General features: G+C 47.4%; 16 protein-coding genes. 9 read left to right on the top strand and 7 right to left on the bottom strand.

Annotation, left to right across the window (positions count from 1 at the left end):
* Positions 1–102: 102 nt before the first annotated feature.
* From L0Y31_RS05415 to L0Y31_RS05400, 4 genes are read right to left on the bottom strand one after another with little or no spacing between them, the layout of a single operon-like run.
* Positions 103–642 carry a DUF6702 family protein gene (locus L0Y31_RS05415; RefSeq protein ID WP_234736114.1) on the bottom strand — a complete coding sequence of 180 codons (540 nt, stop codon included), beginning with the start codon at positions 640–642 and terminating at the stop codon, positions 103–105.
* A gap of 34 nt (positions 643–676) precedes the next feature.
* Positions 677–1,993, bottom strand: a complete 1,317-nt coding sequence (gene rseP / locus L0Y31_RS05410; RefSeq protein ID WP_234736113.1) for an RIP metalloprotease RseP — start codon at positions 1,991–1,993, stop codon at positions 677–679.
* A gap of 53 nt (positions 1,994–2,046) precedes the next feature.
* Positions 2,047–3,216: a 1-deoxy-D-xylulose-5-phosphate reductoisomerase gene (locus tag L0Y31_RS05405; RefSeq protein WP_234736112.1), complete on the bottom strand. Its 1,170-nt coding sequence runs from the start codon at positions 3,214–3,216 to the stop codon at positions 2,047–2,049.
* A 24-nt stretch (positions 3,217–3,240) separates the two neighbouring features.
* Positions 3,241–4,743 carry a GH3 auxin-responsive promoter family protein gene (locus tag L0Y31_RS05400; RefSeq protein ID WP_234737125.1) on the bottom strand — a complete coding sequence of 501 codons (1,503 nt, stop codon included), beginning with the start codon at positions 4,741–4,743 and terminating at the stop codon, positions 3,241–3,243.
* A gap of 187 nt (positions 4,744–4,930) precedes the next feature.
* Between L0Y31_RS05400 and L0Y31_RS05395 the strand changes: the two genes are divergently transcribed.
* The 7 genes from L0Y31_RS05395 to nadD all read left to right on the top strand — a co-directional run bounded on the left by L0Y31_RS05395 (position 4,931) and on the right by nadD (position 10,091).
* On the top strand, positions 4,931–5,956 hold the full coding sequence (locus L0Y31_RS05395; protein WP_234736111.1) for a rod shape-determining protein: 1,026 nt from the start codon (positions 4,931–4,933) through the stop codon (positions 5,954–5,956).
* A gap of 76 nt (positions 5,957–6,032) precedes the next feature.
* Positions 6,033–6,872, top strand: a complete 840-nt coding sequence (gene mreC / locus L0Y31_RS05390; protein WP_234736110.1) for a rod shape-determining protein MreC — start codon at positions 6,033–6,035, stop codon at positions 6,870–6,872.
* A gap of 54 nt (positions 6,873–6,926) precedes the next feature.
* Entirely contained in the window at positions 6,927–7,436 is a 510-nt protein-coding gene (locus L0Y31_RS05385) for a hypothetical protein (RefSeq protein ID WP_234736109.1), read from the top strand.
* 344 nt (positions 7,437–7,780) lie between these two features.
* Positions 7,781–8,413, top strand: a complete 633-nt coding sequence (locus tag L0Y31_RS05380; protein ID WP_407084074.1) for a sigma-70 family RNA polymerase sigma factor — start codon at positions 7,781–7,783, stop codon at positions 8,411–8,413.
* Positions 8,414–8,518: 105 nt separating this feature from the next.
* The gene (locus L0Y31_RS05375; protein WP_234736108.1) at positions 8,519–8,821 is read left to right on the top strand and encodes a zf-HC2 domain-containing protein; all 303 of its coding nucleotides are present in this window, start codon (positions 8,519–8,521) and stop codon (positions 8,819–8,821) included.
* A 9-nt stretch (positions 8,822–8,830) separates the two neighbouring features.
* Positions 8,831–9,430: a guanylate kinase gene (gmk, locus tag L0Y31_RS05370; protein ID WP_234736107.1), complete on the top strand. Its 600-nt coding sequence runs from the start codon at positions 8,831–8,833 to the stop codon at positions 9,428–9,430.
* Between the two features lie 88 nt (positions 9,431–9,518).
* On the top strand, positions 9,519–10,091 hold the full coding sequence (gene nadD / locus L0Y31_RS05365; RefSeq protein WP_234736106.1) for a nicotinate (nicotinamide) nucleotide adenylyltransferase: 573 nt from the start codon (positions 9,519–9,521) through the stop codon (positions 10,089–10,091).
* Positions 10,092–10,094: 3 nt separating this feature from the next.
* Here the strand turns inward: nadD and L0Y31_RS05360 are convergent, their stop codons facing one another.
* Genes L0Y31_RS05360 through cysS form a run of 3 tightly spaced genes read right to left on the bottom strand, consistent with a single transcriptional unit; the run spans position 10,095 to position 13,110 of the window.
* Entirely contained in the window at positions 10,095–10,520 is a 426-nt protein-coding gene (locus tag L0Y31_RS05360; protein WP_234736105.1) for a hypothetical protein, read from the bottom strand.
* A 32-nt stretch (positions 10,521–10,552) separates the two neighbouring features.
* Positions 10,553–11,572 (bottom strand): M28 family peptidase, encoded by a 1,020-nt coding sequence (locus L0Y31_RS05355; protein ID WP_234736104.1) that lies wholly within the window; start codon positions 11,570–11,572, stop codon positions 10,553–10,555.
* A 44-nt stretch (positions 11,573–11,616) separates the two neighbouring features.
* Positions 11,617–13,110 (bottom strand): cysteine--tRNA ligase, encoded by a 1,494-nt coding sequence (cysS, locus tag L0Y31_RS05350; protein ID WP_234736103.1) that lies wholly within the window; start codon positions 13,108–13,110, stop codon positions 11,617–11,619.
* 170 nt (positions 13,111–13,280) lie between these two features.
* Between cysS and L0Y31_RS05345 the strand changes: the two genes are divergently transcribed.
* On the top strand, positions 13,281–14,465 hold the full coding sequence (locus tag L0Y31_RS05345) for a hypothetical protein (RefSeq protein ID WP_234736102.1): 1,185 nt from the start codon (positions 13,281–13,283) through the stop codon (positions 14,463–14,465).
* A gap of 59 nt (positions 14,466–14,524) precedes the next feature.
* A complete protein-coding gene (locus L0Y31_RS05340; protein WP_234736101.1) occupies positions 14,525–15,445 on the top strand; it encodes a PfkB family carbohydrate kinase in 921 nt (306 codons plus the stop codon).
* Positions 15,446–15,462 lie beyond the last annotated feature (17 nt).

Here is a 15,462-nt window from a genome sequence, read left to right as displayed (position 1 = left end):
CACCTATAAGTAGTTGTGGATATACATCAAGGTATGTGCCAGATTAGTCAACTTGCTCTAAGGTAAGTAAAACATCCTAAAAGAGGAAAAGAAGCTGATCGTCTACCAGTTAATTTCCTGAACGGCCTGCCCCCGTTTGAATAAGAGGGTTTTTTTGCCTGACAAATAGGTGATATTTACCAAATTGACCTGATCGTCGAACATATCCATCAATACGTTCTGTCGCAGCGTGCATCCGTTTAGGGCTTCGGCAAAAGGAACCTCAACATAGACCCATGTTGCATCTCCTTCCTGCTCTTTGCCAATGTACTGATACGGTTTAGCTTGCTTGCGTGCGTTGATGAAACTAAAATGCTTGCGAATATAACGTTCAATCAGTGGGCTGTGCGTATCCTTCGCCGATAATTGTATTCTTTGGTTCGTTTCTTTACTTAACGCGTTTTCCAGGTCGTCTGTAAACATTCGAATACTTATTTCAAAGGTTTTTTCAGCCGCGTTATACTGCATTTGGGCGACACTGGCGTGAAAATCATGCCGGGCCAGAGGACGTCCACCAGACAGAAGTAGAACGCTAAAGAAGACCGCTATAGTTCTGAATAATTTAGCCAAAATAGAATGGTAAGAAACAACAAATCGAGCCATCGCAGTAGATGGCCCGATTTGTTTTATAAATGAATCAATAAAAAGCCTTAAAGACGTCATTGAATATGGCAAAGGCCATCAAGCCTAACAGAATCACCATGCCCACCCGTTGCGCCGCTTCCAGAAAACGGTCGGAAGGTTTGCGGCCGGATACCATTTCATACAGCAACAGAACCGAGTGTCCACCATCGAGGGCCGGAATTGGCAGGGCATTCATGAAAGCCAGAGCCATCGACAGCAAGCCAGTTACAAACCAGAAACGGTCCCATACCCAGATGCCTCCGAACAGATTTTGCGCAATGCCAATCGGACCGCTCAGGGCTTTTGACGCAGAAACTTCGCCCCGGAAGATTTTGCCAAAACCTTTGATGTTATCGAAGATGACGCTGAAAGCCCGCTCGGTGCCCCGTACGAGGGATTCTCCAAGGGTAAAGTTCACCGTGGTTAGCTTTAACAGCGACTTGGGGTAAAAGCCAATGGTACCTTCCGGCGATACGGCTACGTTCAATGTTTTGACTTGGTTGGCCCGCTGCACGTTGATCGCTACCGCTTTGCCTTTGTTGGCATTAATGATTTGCTGCACCTCGTGGAAGTACTGCGTTGGCTGGTTATTGACGGATAGAATCCGGTCGCCAGGCTTCATTCCCGACTTTTCGGCTGACATGCCCTTCATCAGTTCCCCTACCTCAAATGGCATGATGGGTTCAATGAATTTAGGCGCGCTTTTCTTGTCCGAAAATTTGTCAACCAGGTCATTGGGCAGCTCAACAACAACTTGTTCGCCGGCCCGATTAACGGTATACGTACTGTTGTTGCCCAGCAAAACGTCGGAGCTTAGTACGTCGTTGAAGTTATTGAACGGTTTTCCGTTGATTGCCACGATTTTATCACCCGTACGCAGACCAATCTGCTGGGCCAACTCATGCGCTACGATACCGTATTTAGCATCATTAACTGACAGGAATGTATCGCCATTTTTATACGTAATGGCAACAAAAATGATTATACCGGTGATGATGTTAACGATGATACCACCCAGCATAACAATAAGGCGTTGCCAGGCTGGTTTGGCGCGAAATTCCCAGGGTTGGGGTTCTGCTTTCATTTGCTCGGTATCGAGCGATTCATCAATCATGCCGGAGATTTTAACGAAACCACCCAGCGGTACTGCACCAAGACCATATTCCGTTCCTCCCCGTCGAATACTCCACACTTTTGGCGGAAAACCAATGAAGTACTGCTCCACGCGCATTCCGAAGGCTTTGGCTGCCAGAAGGTGACCAAGTTCATGAAGCCCTACCAGAATTGACAGCCCCAGAATGAGCTGCCCCGCCATAACTAATATTTCCATTTATAACCTGCTATTACTGATTGACTAGTTTCTCTGTTATTGACAGATAACATTTATACGTGATTTTTAATTCTGCTCTGGGCGATACGTCTTGTCTCCGCATCGGTTTGGACGTAATCATCATACGTCGGATTGGCAAGGTAACTAACTTTCTGCATACACGCCTCAATCACGTCTGATATTTCAAGAAAACCAATTGTATCCTGAAGAAAGGCATCTACGGCTACTTCGTTGGCGGCGTTGATGATGCAGGGCATGTTGCCACCTTGGCTCAATGCTTCAAAAGCCAGCTGCAAATTCCGGAACGTTTTCAGGTCTGGCTGCTCAAAGGTTAATGAAGGGTATTGCGTAAAATCAAAACGTGGAAAATCAGACTTTAGTCTGTCCGGATAGCCCAGTGCATATTGAATCGGCAGGCGCATATCGGGAAGGCCCAACTGGGCTTTGATGCTGCCATCTTCAAACTGCACCAGCGAATGGATGATGCTTTGCGGGTGAACTACCACCTCAATCTGGTCCGCCTGAACGCCGAACAGCCATTTTGCCTCGATCACTTCCAGGCCTTTGTTCATTAGGGTAGCCGAATCAATCGTGATTTTGGCCCCCATGCTCCAGTTGGGGTGTTTCAGCGCCTGCTCTTTAGTGACGGTGGCCAGAAATTCGGACGACTTTCCCCGAAAAGGGCCGCCCGAAGCCGTCAGGATGATTTTTTCGATGGGGTTATGAAACTCCCCAATCAGGCACTGAAAAATGGCCGAATGCTCCGAATCAACGGGAAAGATATTAATGCCTTTGTGAGCGGCTAGTTTGGTAATTAATTCGCCAGCAACAACCAGGGTTTCTTTGTTAGCCAGGGCAATGGTTTTCCCCGCTTCGATGGCTTTGATGGTGGGCAATAGGCCGGAATAACCAACCATGGCCGTCAGAACAATATCGATGCTGTCCATCTGGACCACAGAAGCCACCGCTTTGGCACCAGCATACACTTTAATTCCCAAAGGGTCAAGCGCGGAGAAAACCTGCTCATACCGATCTTCGTTGCAGATAACCACGACATTGGGCCTTGTGTCGACGGCCTGCTGAATGAGTAGTTCGGCGTTGTTATTCGCGACCAGTACTTCAACAACAAACCGTTCAGGATTTGCCTTGATAACATCAATGGTCTGGGTTCCGATAGAGCCGGTTGAGCCGAGAATGGCGACGTGGCGTTTGGGTTTAGTCATTCAATAACACGCTATAGTTTTGTCTTACACCTTTTGGGCAATTTCCCGTAAGCCATCGGCAATGATCCGGTCATTGGCCAGTCGGGGTACTTTGTTTTGCCCACCTAATTTACCCTGTGATTTCATGTACTGCTGGAAAGCGCCCCGCGGCAGCGCCGTCAGTTTGAGCGTGCGCAGAATCGTACCCGAAATCAGGTCATCATAATAAACATTCAGTTTGGTCAGCCGGTCGTCGATGTCCTGGGCAAAAGCTTCCAGATTCGCGGGTGGCGTAGCAAACTCAATCAGCCACTCATGGTAGGGCAACCCTTCGGCTGGCGCTACCATGGGAGCTACCGTAAATTCAACCACTTCGGTTCCCGGGTGCCGCTCCATGGCGTATTGCAACGCTTTTTCAACTTCTTCGCCAATGACGTGCTCGCCAAAGGCGGAAATAAAGTGCTTGATTCGGCCACTAACCACCAGCCGGTAGGGGTCACGGGAAACAAATTTGACGGTATCGCCTAAAGAATATCCCCACAACCCGGCGTTGTTATTGATAATGATGGCGTAATTCTTGCCCAGTTCAACCTGCTCAATGGTAAGACGACGCGGGTTTTTGGCAAAATAATCTTCTGCCGGAACAAACTCGTAGAAAATGCCGCTGTTGAGGGTCATCAGCAGACCTTCTTCCGTTTGGGTATCCTGAAAAGCAATGAAACCCTCGGAAGCCGGATACGTTTCAATGCTGTCAATCTTTCTGCCGATGGAATCATACAGCTTGGCGCGGTACGGTTCAAAATTAACGCCGCCGTATACGAACAAGGAAAAATGCGGAAAGACGTCCTTTATTTTCTTGCCCGTTCGCGCCTGAATCCGGTCAAAATACATTTGTACCCAAGGCGGAATTCCCGAAATCAGCGACATGGGCTGATTAATGGTTTCGTCGATGATGCGTTCCAGCTTTGTTTCCCAATCCTCGATGACATTGGTTTCGTAGGAAGGCATCTGGTTGGTACGCAGATAGGCGGGAACGTGGTGGTTGGATATACCCGACAACCGCCCGACGTTGATGCCGGCTTTCTGATCTAATTCTGGACTACCCGAAAGGAAAATAAGCTTCTGGTCCAGAAACGCACCGTTACCTGTTTCGTTGATGTAGTTCAGGAGCGCATCACGGGCCGAATTGATGTGATTGGGAATAGAGTCTTTAGTAATGGGAATGTATTTAGTTCCTGAAGTAGTGCCGGAGGTCTTGGCTAGGTAAAGAGGTTTGCCTTTCCATAAAATATCGGATTCGCCCGCCAGAATTCGCTCGATGTAGGGTTTCAGGTCCTCATAATCACGAACAGGGACAGCCTGACGGAAGTCATGGTAAGTATGAATATCCTTAAAATGATGATCGCGGCCAAAAGCCGTATCTTTTGCCTCATCGACCAACTTTTTAAACCAATGTTGCTGGGCCTCGCCCGGCCGGAACATCCACTCCCGCTGGCGTTGTACAATCCAACGAGCCAGCGGTTTACTCAATGCAGAACGTATTCCCATAATCGACAAAGGTACAATTTTCTGGCGCATGTACGTATTGATACGCCCAACGTACTGATTTATTGACAAGTTATCATCTAAAAAAAGTATTAAAATAAGTTGGCCATTCGCTCAGTTGTCTATATTTCTCTATATTTTTGCAAGCTTAGTAAATATCATTACTCCAGCGAGTTTGTCGAACGTACGAATGGGACTCTTCAATTTTTTAACCAGTGATATAGCCATTGACCTGGGTACGGCCAATACACTAATCATACACAAAGACCGGATTGTGGTAGACGAGCCTTCGATCATTGCGATGGACAAAGCCAGCGGCAAAGTTCTCGCGATTGGTCACAAGGCCATGCAGATGCACGAAAAGACGAATGAAAATATAAAAACAATTCGTCCGCTCAAAGATGGGGTAATTGCCGATTTTACGGCCGCCGAGTTGATGATTCGTGGTCTGATCAAGATGATTGATACGGGAAGCCGGTTGTTTTCGCCTTCGCACCGTATGGTTGTTTGTATTCCATCAGGAATTACCGAAGTAGAAAAACGCGCTGTTAAGGATTCGTGCGAGCATGCCGGAGCCAAAGAAGTATACATGGTGCATGAGCCAATTGCCGCCGCTATCGGCATTGGTATTGACATTACCCAGCCAAACGGAACCATGATTGTTGATATCGGTGGGGGAACCACGGAGATCGCCGTCATTGCCCTGTCCGGCATTGTTTGCGAGCAGTCGATCCGAATTGCGGGGGACGTTTTCACCCGCGACATTGTGGATTACATGCGCCGCGAACACAACCTGCTCATTGGGGAGCGTTCGGCAGAGCAGATCAAGATGGAAGTTGGGTCGGCATTGCCGGAACTCGACAATCCACCGGCAGATTATGAAATTCGCGGTCGTGACTTGATGACGGGGATTCCGAAAGAAATCAAAGTGACGTACAGCGAGATTGCGTATTCGCTCGACAAGTCAATTTCAAAAATTGAAGAAGCGGTGATGAAGGCGCTGGAAATTTCGCCGCCGGAACTTTCGGCTGATATTTACACCAACGGAATTCACCTTACGGGTGGCGGTGCGCTGCTGCATGGTCTGGATAAGCGGATTGGTGCTAAAACGAAGCTGCCTATTCACGTAGCCGATGATCCGCTGAAAGCGGTCGTAAAAGGCACGGGTGAAGTCATCAAAAATCTCGATATCTACAAATCGGTTTTAATTAGTTAAGAACGATCCGGCCTGCGCGAAGAGTTGATTGATAACGTTGACTCTTTACGCAGGCCGGATTCTTCTTCACTCTCATATGTTTGAGTTGTTTCAATTCATTGCCCGTAGCAGAAACTTCATCTTGTTTATTCTGCTGGAGGTACTGAGTTTTTATTTTATTATCAACAACAATAACTACTGGAGCGTCGAGTACTTCAATACGTCGAACCGGTATGCGGCGAAGCTATTGACCTGGTCGAACGCCGCCCGAAATTACGCCCGCCTTCGGGAAGTGAACGCGGACTTAGCCGAAGAAAATCGCCGCCTGAATACGTTGGTGACTCAGCTTCAGCAACAATCTCCCCTGGCTCCCGCTTCGTATAAAACCGATTCTGTTTTTGCTACACGCTTTCAGTTTACGGTAGCCCGCGTTATTAACAACACCACGTCGCATCCGAATAATTACATTACGATTGACAAAGGAACTGCCGATGGGATTCATCCGGGCATGGGCGTCATTTCGCCGACTGGCGTGGTGGGGATGGTTAAAATCTGCTCCGAAAATCTGTCGGTGGTAACTTCTATTCTGCATTCCGAGTTCATGGTATCGTCGCGACTCGTGAAAGGGGGCGATATCGGTTCGGTGCGCTGGGACGGTGTCGATCCGACGAAAATGCAGCTGTTTGACATTCCCCGGAATATCAAAGTGTATAAAAGCGATTCTGTCGTCACTTCGCAGCATAACTCTGTTTTTCCACCGGGGATCTTGGTTGGCAATGTGGCCCGGGCCGTTGCAGCACCAGACCAGACGTTTCATGAGATTACGTTAAATGTAGCGACCGATTTTAGTACGCTGTCATTTGTCTACATTGTTGAAAACCGCCTGCAAACTGAGCAGGAGAAATTAGAAAAACAGGTCCAACCGAATAAAAAATAGGCAGGCTATCCAGAGAGTTCCTGCTTTCTGAATTCCGTCTGTGCGCAACTCACCATGACGCTACGTGAAATACTAAATGTAATCTTTCTGTTTGTTCTATATTTAGCTCTTCAGGTGCTGATTGTGCGGAATCTGGCCTTGTTCGACATTGCTTTCTGCTATATCTACGTCGCCTGTATTCTGATGCTGCCTTACGAATTAAGCATGATGCTTTGCCTGCTGATTGCGTTCGGGATAGGCTTGTTTGTCGATATGTTTTACAACACGTTAGGAATGCACGCGGCGGCTACTGTTCTGATGACTTACCTCAGGCCGTTAGTGGTGCGTTTTCAGGCTGCCCAGCGGGGCTTCGAAAGCAGTCGGATTTTGTTTTCCATTCACGAAATGGGCGCGCTCAACTTTTTCTACTATGTTTTTATCCTGACCCTCATCCATCACTCCGCTTTGCTGTTCATTGAGGCAAATAGTTTAACGCTCTTAATTCCGACGCTGATCAAGGTGCTGGCCAGTACGTTGTTTACGTCTGTGAGCATTATGCTGGTGCAGTATTTCACCCGAAACTAGAGCCATCAAACGCTTCATTCCTTTATTCTGACCGCTCAGCCGTTCATTTTGTAGTTTAGCGAAATTGTATTTCAGGGATCTGAAAACTTAATCTATTTTCGGCATCTATAGAATAAATCGCTAGCTGTCATTTTGTCGTATTTATACCGTTGGCTTAGGCTGGGAGTGATTTTTGCTATACTACTCAAACATTCCGGTTCGTTTTTATATTATCCATTAAATAAAGTTTATTTAATGTTTGAAAGCGTAACTGGCTGTCTTACTCATGTGTATCACCGGACGATTGCAGGAGGTTGATAGGAATAATAGTCGCGTCCGGTAAACTTATTAACTTTATGACCATTATGCCCGAAATTATGTCAGATACGCAGGATACGCAGCTTGAAGGATATCCAAACGACTCGAAAGGATATACAAATGAGCAAAAATATCAGGTTTTCAACAAGGAGTTTATGCCGCACATTGACTCCATGTATAACTTCGCCTTTCGCCTAACCATGGACGAAGACGATGCGAACGACCTTGTGCAGGATACATATTTAAAGGCTTTTCGTTTTATCTCGTCATTTGAACAGGGAACTAACGCGAAAGCATGGTTGTTCCGCATTCTGAAAAACAGCTTCATTAACGATTACCGGAAGAAAAGTAAAGAACCGGCAAAAGTTGATTATCAGGACGTAGAGACAACCTACAATTCGGAGGAAGTCGAAACCGAGCACACCGTTGACCTGCGTGCGGAAACTGTGCAAGACCTGATTGGTGATGAGGTAGCAACAGCTCTGAATTCGTTACCGGTTGATTTTCGAACTGTCATCATCCTTTGTGATATCGAAGGCTTCACCTATGAAGAGATGGCAAAGATTCTAGATATTCCCATTGGTACTGTTCGTTCGCGACTGCACCGTGCTCGGAACCTGTTGAAAGAAAAACTGCGTGATTACGCTACGTCAATGGGCTACAACCGAAATGAAGAATAAATTAGAACAATAAACAACAATCGGAAACTTTTTTTGGGGTATATTGAGTTATCAGAGAAGTTAATATAACGTAGAATTATTTCTGGAATAAATTTAATTTTTCCAATGTCGGGTTCATTACATCCATCAGATTCGGTAAGTGCGGAAGGCAAGCAGGAAACGGCCCCCATGAAAGAGCGTTGCGACAATCAGGCGCGATGCCTGAAGAGAATTCAAGCTATTCTTGATGGTGGTGCCACTGAAGAAGAGATTGAACATTTTAAGCAACATATCGATATCTGCAAACCCTGCATCGATATGTATCATTTAGAAAAGTGCATTCGGGCGGCACTGCAAGGTAAAGTTGAAAAGAAATGCTGTCCAGAAAAGGTAGCTGAGGCTATCAAAGCACAAGTTGCCATTAGCTAATTAACAGTTTTGGAAGGTAAACTTATTATTTTTTCAGCCCCCTCCGGGTCCGGAAAAACCACCATTGTCAAGCACCTGCTAGACACCAATTCGAATCTGGGTTTTTCCATTTCTGCTTGCACCCGCGACCGCCGAGGCCGTGACGAAAAGAACGGTAAAGACTACTACTTTCTAACTCCCGAAGATTTTAAGCAAAAAATCGATAACGACGAATTTGTCGAATGGGAGGAAGTGTATGTCGGTGCTTTCTACGGTACGCTAAAAGCAGAAATCCAGCGCCTATGGGATAGTGGTAAACACGTTCTTTTTGATGTAGACGTGATGGGCGGACTTAAGCTGAAAAAATACTACGGTGATCGCGCGCTGGCTATTTTTGTTAAAGTACCCGACGAGGAAACATTGAAGCAGCGACTAATGGCGCGGGGTACCGAAACAGAAGACAGTTTATCCAAACGGTTATTTAAGGTTCATTTTGAGGCTAGCTTCCAGGACGAGTTTGACGTTGTTTTGGTCAATGATACACTGGAAGACGCGCTAAAGAAAGCACAAAGGTTAGTAGACGACTTTGTCCAGAACGGCACAATTCCGGATAAGGCGACAGTAATCTAACAAAAAGGGTGGCCTAGGCCGCCCTTTTTTCGTTTAATTTCAAATGGTTTAATCGCAGCAATAGGCTCAAGCTAGCTCTCGCTTCCTTATGAATATCGGTTTATTTTTTGGCTCCTTTAATCCGATCCATATTGGCCACCTTATTATTGCCAATACGATGGCGACGGCTACCGATCTGGACCAGGTGTGGTTTGTGGTATCGCCGCAAAATCCGTTCAAGAAAAATAAGAGCTTACTTCACGAGTTCGACCGGCTGGATATGGTGGAGCGCGCCATTACCGACAATTCCAGGCTAAAAGTGAGCGATATTGAGTTTTCGATGCCTAAGCCAAGCTACACCATTGATACCTTAATCCGGCTTTCGGAAAAGTATCCGCAGCATCAGTTTAAACTGATTATGGGAGGCGATAATCTGGCCCAGTTTCCCAACTGGAAAAACCACGATAAGATTTTGGAGTATTACGGCCTCTACGTATATCCGCGTCCTAACAGTGAGCCTAGCCCGTTGGAACAGCATCCGCAAGTGAAGTCCATCGAGGCCCCGCTGCTGGATATTTCGGCTACGTTTATCCGGGAAGCCATCAAAACCAATCGCTCCATTCGGTATTTGGTGCCCGATGTAGTGGAAGAAATGATTATTCGTAAGAAGTTTTACGTGTAGGCATCAGGGTTGACCGCGCTGGAAGGTAACTTCGGTGACTACCCCAATAGCTCCAATGCGCAGGGCAACCGTACGCGCCGTTGATTTCTGTTGGACATCCTGACAATGGGCGCCACGTTCCAGGAAATAAACGTAATATTTCTGATTCCGGTCTGCGAGTTGGTTAATGTCTGGTCGGCCCAGAATTTTGTTGATGTCATTGGCCATTTTGCCTTTAAGCTCCTCCCGAACCGACTTTAAGTCATCAATCTGGCCCGTTCGCACGCCCTGGCAACCGCCACGGTCCTGCCGCCATTTCACCAGATCCAGCTTGCCAAGCCGATCTGGTGCGGAACAGTTTGTAAGCACAAAGAACAGACCAAGAATAGTGAACCGCGACGCACCTCTCACTGCGGAAAACGAATAAAAAAATGGCTTAACAATCTTCATTATGTATAGAGTCCGCCGTGGTTCACTCCTGATTACTGAATACTTTCCCGGTATAAAACCTGTAACAGCACCTGGCCGACAGCTTTCAACGTAGCGGGGTCAATGGGATCCATGTTGTCTGTATCCGTATGCCAGTGCGGGAAGAATCCGCCCGTGCTGGGATTGGTATGCAGAATGTCAATCATGGGAATTTTAGCGATGGTATTAACGGGAATGTGATCGTCCAGGATCGTTGGTCCTGGCTGATTGACAAAATATTGGCTATATCCCAAATCGCTGGCAGCTTGCCAAACGGAATTGACCACACTCGGGGCGTAATTGACCGAGTCGCCTTCGCGCAGGAAAGTCGCATTTTTGGCACCCACCATGTCTAACAAAATGCCATAATAAGCGGTGTAATTAGGCTGATGTTTATTGGCCGCCCAATACCGTGAACCCAAGCAGAAGCCCATGTAATTAATGCCATTTACCGTATCAGTTGCTTTTTCAGCATTTCCCCAATCTTCCGCATCGAAGAAAATAATGTCAATCCCAACTTCAGGCTTCGTCTCTCCTTTTTGAACGGTACGGGCCAATTCGAGCAATACGCCAACGCCACTGGCACCGTCGTTGGCACCGGGAACCGGTTTTTGGCGGTCTGTGGCTACGCTGTCCTGATCGGCAAAGGGGCGACTATCCCAGTGGGAGGCCAGCAGAATGCGTTTGGCCGCTTGTGGGTTCAGGCTGCCGATGATGTTACGGGAAGCCAGTTTTTTACCGTCGTACGTCGTTGCCGTAAATTCCTGAACAGTTACCTGCGCACCGTATTCTTTCAGCTTGGCAATGAGGTAATCGCCGCAGCGGCGGTGTGCTTCGGTGTTGGGCACGCGCGGTCCAAAAGCGACTTGCCGGGCTACGTAAGCGTACGCAGAATCCCCACTGAAATCGGGCGTTTTTACAACCGTAGGCTGCGAGCCGTCCGCCTCCTGTTGGTCCTGCTTCTGCTTTTTACAAGCGCTAAACAACATAGCTGTTAGTAGAAAAGACCCGAAAATTAATTTTTTAGAAATCATATCTAGTTAAGGATTCGCGTATGGAATTCGCCCGGCGTATTGATTTATTCTTCGTATGCCCAGTCGATCTGGTGTTTCATGTCCCGGATTGCCAGACCCTGCGACTTGAAATACTGCCGGATCTGGTCAATTTTTTCGTACTGTTTTTGCTCCTTGTATTCCCGGTATAAGTTTAGCATTCCCGAAATAACCGCCTGGCTATCCGACGCGGGTTCTTCTTTCAGGGCCAGTACGTCTTCCAGAAAAGAGACAAATTTTGTTTTCAACTGATCAAAGGTCTCTTCGCCAATGGCCGCCGGAGCCAGCTGATTCATGTAAATCATGTTGACGTATTTCAGCAGGTTGAAGAGGCTGGCGATAGCCACGGCGGTATTCAGGTCGTCGTTCATGGCATCATAAAAAGCCTGAAACGATTTCTCAATATCCTGCTTCTTCTTGGTATCAATCGCCACGTCTTCGGCGGGCTTGTACTCAAGCATTTTGATCACCCGCAAACCGTTTGCCAGTCGCTTGTAGCCTTTCTGCGCGGCTTTGAGCGCTTCGTTGGAAAAGTCCAGCGTGCTGCGGTAGTGCGATTGCAGCATAAAAAACCGGACAGTCATGGGCGAGTAGGCTTGCTCAAGCAACTCATGGCTACCCGAGAAAAGCTCAGCGGGTAAAAATGAATTTCCCAGCGATTTGCTCATTTTCTGACCGTTGACCGTCAGCATGTTGGTATGCAACCAGTAGCGGACCGGCTCAACGCCGTTAATGCCTCTGGCCTGCGCAATTTCGCACTCATGGTGCGGAAACTTAAGGTCCATGCCGCCGCCATGAATGTCGAACTGCCGACCCAGGTATTTGGTACTCATGGACGTACATTCCAGGTGCCAGCCCGGAAAACCAACGCTCCAGGGCGAAGGCCAGCGCATGAGGTGTTCGGGGGCGGCGCGTTTCCAGAGCGCAAAATCAAGTGGGTTGCGCTTTTCGGTCTGGCCGTCGAGGTCGCGGGTTTCGTTGAGCAAATCATCCAAAACGCGGCCGGACAATTTGCCGTACTGGCCGTCTTGCTCGTTGTATTTGCTGATGTCGAAATAAACAGAGCCGTTCGATTCGTAGGCTAGGCCTTTGTCGATTAGCTCTTTAATGCCTTCAATTTGCTCAATCAAATGGCCCGTTGCCGACGGTTCGACACTGGGCGAAAGCATGTTGAATTTATCCGTTACCCGGTGAAAATCATTCGTGTAGCGCTGAACAATCTCCATCGGTTCCAGCTTCTCCAGCTTGGCAATTTTCCCAATTTTATCTTCTCCATCCTCGCCATCGCCGACTAGGTGACCCACGTCGGTAATATTCCGAACGTACCTAACCTTATAACCGATATGAGTCAAATACCGGAACAGAAGGTCGAACGTCATGAAGGTGCGTAAATTACCTAAGTGGACGTAGCTGTAAACGGTCGGGCCGCAAACGTACATGCCTACATAAGGCGGATTGATGGGTTCAAAAAGTTCTTTCTGGCGGGAAAGTGTATTATACAATTTTAGGGGTTGCTGCATAAAAAATCGAGGTTGCTCAGAACCGTAGTTGGGCAGGTAATTGCTAAACACGCAAATTTACAAAACGTTGCGGGGAAAACGACGTTCGGCTCAGCTTTTCAATAGGAACGGTAAGTCGGTGCGTTTTTGCTATATTCGCATTCTGTTGTTCAAGCACGAAACAATTTGGTATGAAGATGGTCGAAGTCGGTGAAAACCCGACCTATCGAAAAGAATTTCTCCAACTACCTGTTCGGTTATACAAGGACGATCCCTGCTGGATACGGCCACTGGATAAGGATATTGAAGATGTATTTAATCCCCAAAAAAATAAATATTTCAAAAGTGGCGAGTGCGTTCGGTGGCTGTTGCTAAACGAATCGGGCAAAGCCATTGGTCGCGTAGCTGCTTTTATCAACCGCGAAACGGCCAGCCAAAACAACGACCAGCCGACGGGCGGGATGGGCTTTTTTGAATGCATCGACGACGAAAAAGCGGCTTTTCTGCTCTTTGATACCTGCCGGGAATGGCTGCGCCAGAAAGGAATGGAAGCCATGGATGGCCCGATCAACTTCGGAGAACGGGACCGTTGGTGGGGACTGCTCATTGAAGGCTTCAATAAGGAGCCTACGTATGGAATGCCTTATACCAAACCTTATTACGTCGGATTTTTCGATCAATACGGTTTTCAGGAATACTTTCGGCAGTTGACGTTCTTTCTGCCTATGCCGGAAGATGAAGTGCGGGCGAAAATCCATCCCTCGGTTTTTGAACGCTCCGTTCGTACGCTGGAAGATCCTACTTATACCTTCCGACACATCGAGAAAAAGCACCTGGAAAAGTACGCAGAAGATTTTCGGCTTATTTACAACAAAGCCTGGGCCAAGCATTTGGGCGTGGGCGATATGTCTGTCGATAAGTCCCGAGCGCTTATGTTGCGGATGAAGCCGATTCTGGAGGAAGAATTGATCTGGTTTGGCTACCACAAGGAAGAACCCATTGCTTTCTTCATCATGCTGCCCGAATTAAACCAGATTTTCAAGCATGTCAACGGGAAGTTGAACCTTATTGGCAAGCTCAAGTTCTTATACCATAAGCTGATGAAAACCAATCGGAAGGCTTTTGGCGTAATTTTCGGTATTATTCCCGAATACCAGGGACGCGGAATCGAGTCGGCCATTGCCCTGGCTTTTTCAAAGGTCGCCTGGCAAAAAGATTACCAGTACAAAGAACTGGAACTCAACTGGATTGGCGATTTCAACCCGAAAATGCTTCGTTTCTCGCGGATGCTGGGTGGAGAAGTCCATAAGCAGCACGCCACCTATCGGTACTTATTTGATAGGACCAAAGAGTTTAAACGACATCCGATTATTTAATTACTTGCTCAACGCTGAACGATCTGGCGTTGGGTCTCACCTCAAATTTCAATAGATCAATGAGCTTACTTACTGTCGGTTCCGTTGCTTTTGATGCGCTGGAAACACCTTTCGGAAAAACGGACAAAATCATCGGAGGCGCGGCTACGTACATTACGCTATCGGCTTCTTACTTTACGAACAAAAACAACCTGGTTGCTGTTGTTGGCGATGATTTTCCGCAGGAAATGATTACCAACCTGCAAGAACGAAATATCAATACCGAGGGCCTGGAAATCCGGAAAGGCGAGAAAACATTTTTCTGGTCGGGAAAGTACCACAATGACATGAACACGCGGGATACGGTCGAGGTACAGTTGAACGTGATGGAGAACTTCGATCCGCAAATTCCCGAAAGCTTTCAGGACTGTGAGTTTTTGATGCTGGGCAATACGGCTCCGGCGATCCAGAAAAAAGTAATCGAACGCCTGAGAACCCGGCCAAAGCTAATCATGATTGATACCATGAACCTTTGGATGGATATTGCGCTGGACGACCTGAAAGATGTGTTGAAATTAGTGGATGTCATCACCATCAACGACGAAGAAGCGCGTCAGCTTTCGGGGGAGTATGCCCTGGTAAAGGCGGCGGCCAAAATTGGCGAGATGGGTCCTAAAACGGTGATTATCAAGAAAGGAGAGCACGGGGCGCTGCTTTTCCACGGTGGTCATATTTTCTTTGCGCCCGCTCTGCCCCTGGAGGAAGTATTCGATCCAACCGGTGCCGGTGACACCTTTGCGGGTGGTTTTATTGGTTATCTGGCCAGCACGGGAGACGTGTCTTTTGCCAACATGAAACGCGGGATTATTTATGGGTCGGCAATGGCTTCTTTCTGCGTGGAGAAATTCGGCGTGGAACGTCTTTTTGAACTGACTACCGAAGAAATTAATCAGCGGATTGCGCAGTTTGTACAATTGTCAGCCTTTGAGCTTGAAGTATAATTTTTTGTCCCGCTCTC

This window comes from Tellurirhabdus bombi, assembly GCF_021484805.1.
GTDB classification, from domain to species: Bacteria; Bacteroidota; Bacteroidia; order Cytophagales; family Spirosomataceae; genus Tellurirhabdus; species Tellurirhabdus bombi.
Note: the sequence above shows the minus strand (reverse complement) of the source record. Positions and strands in the feature narration are given on the sequence as shown.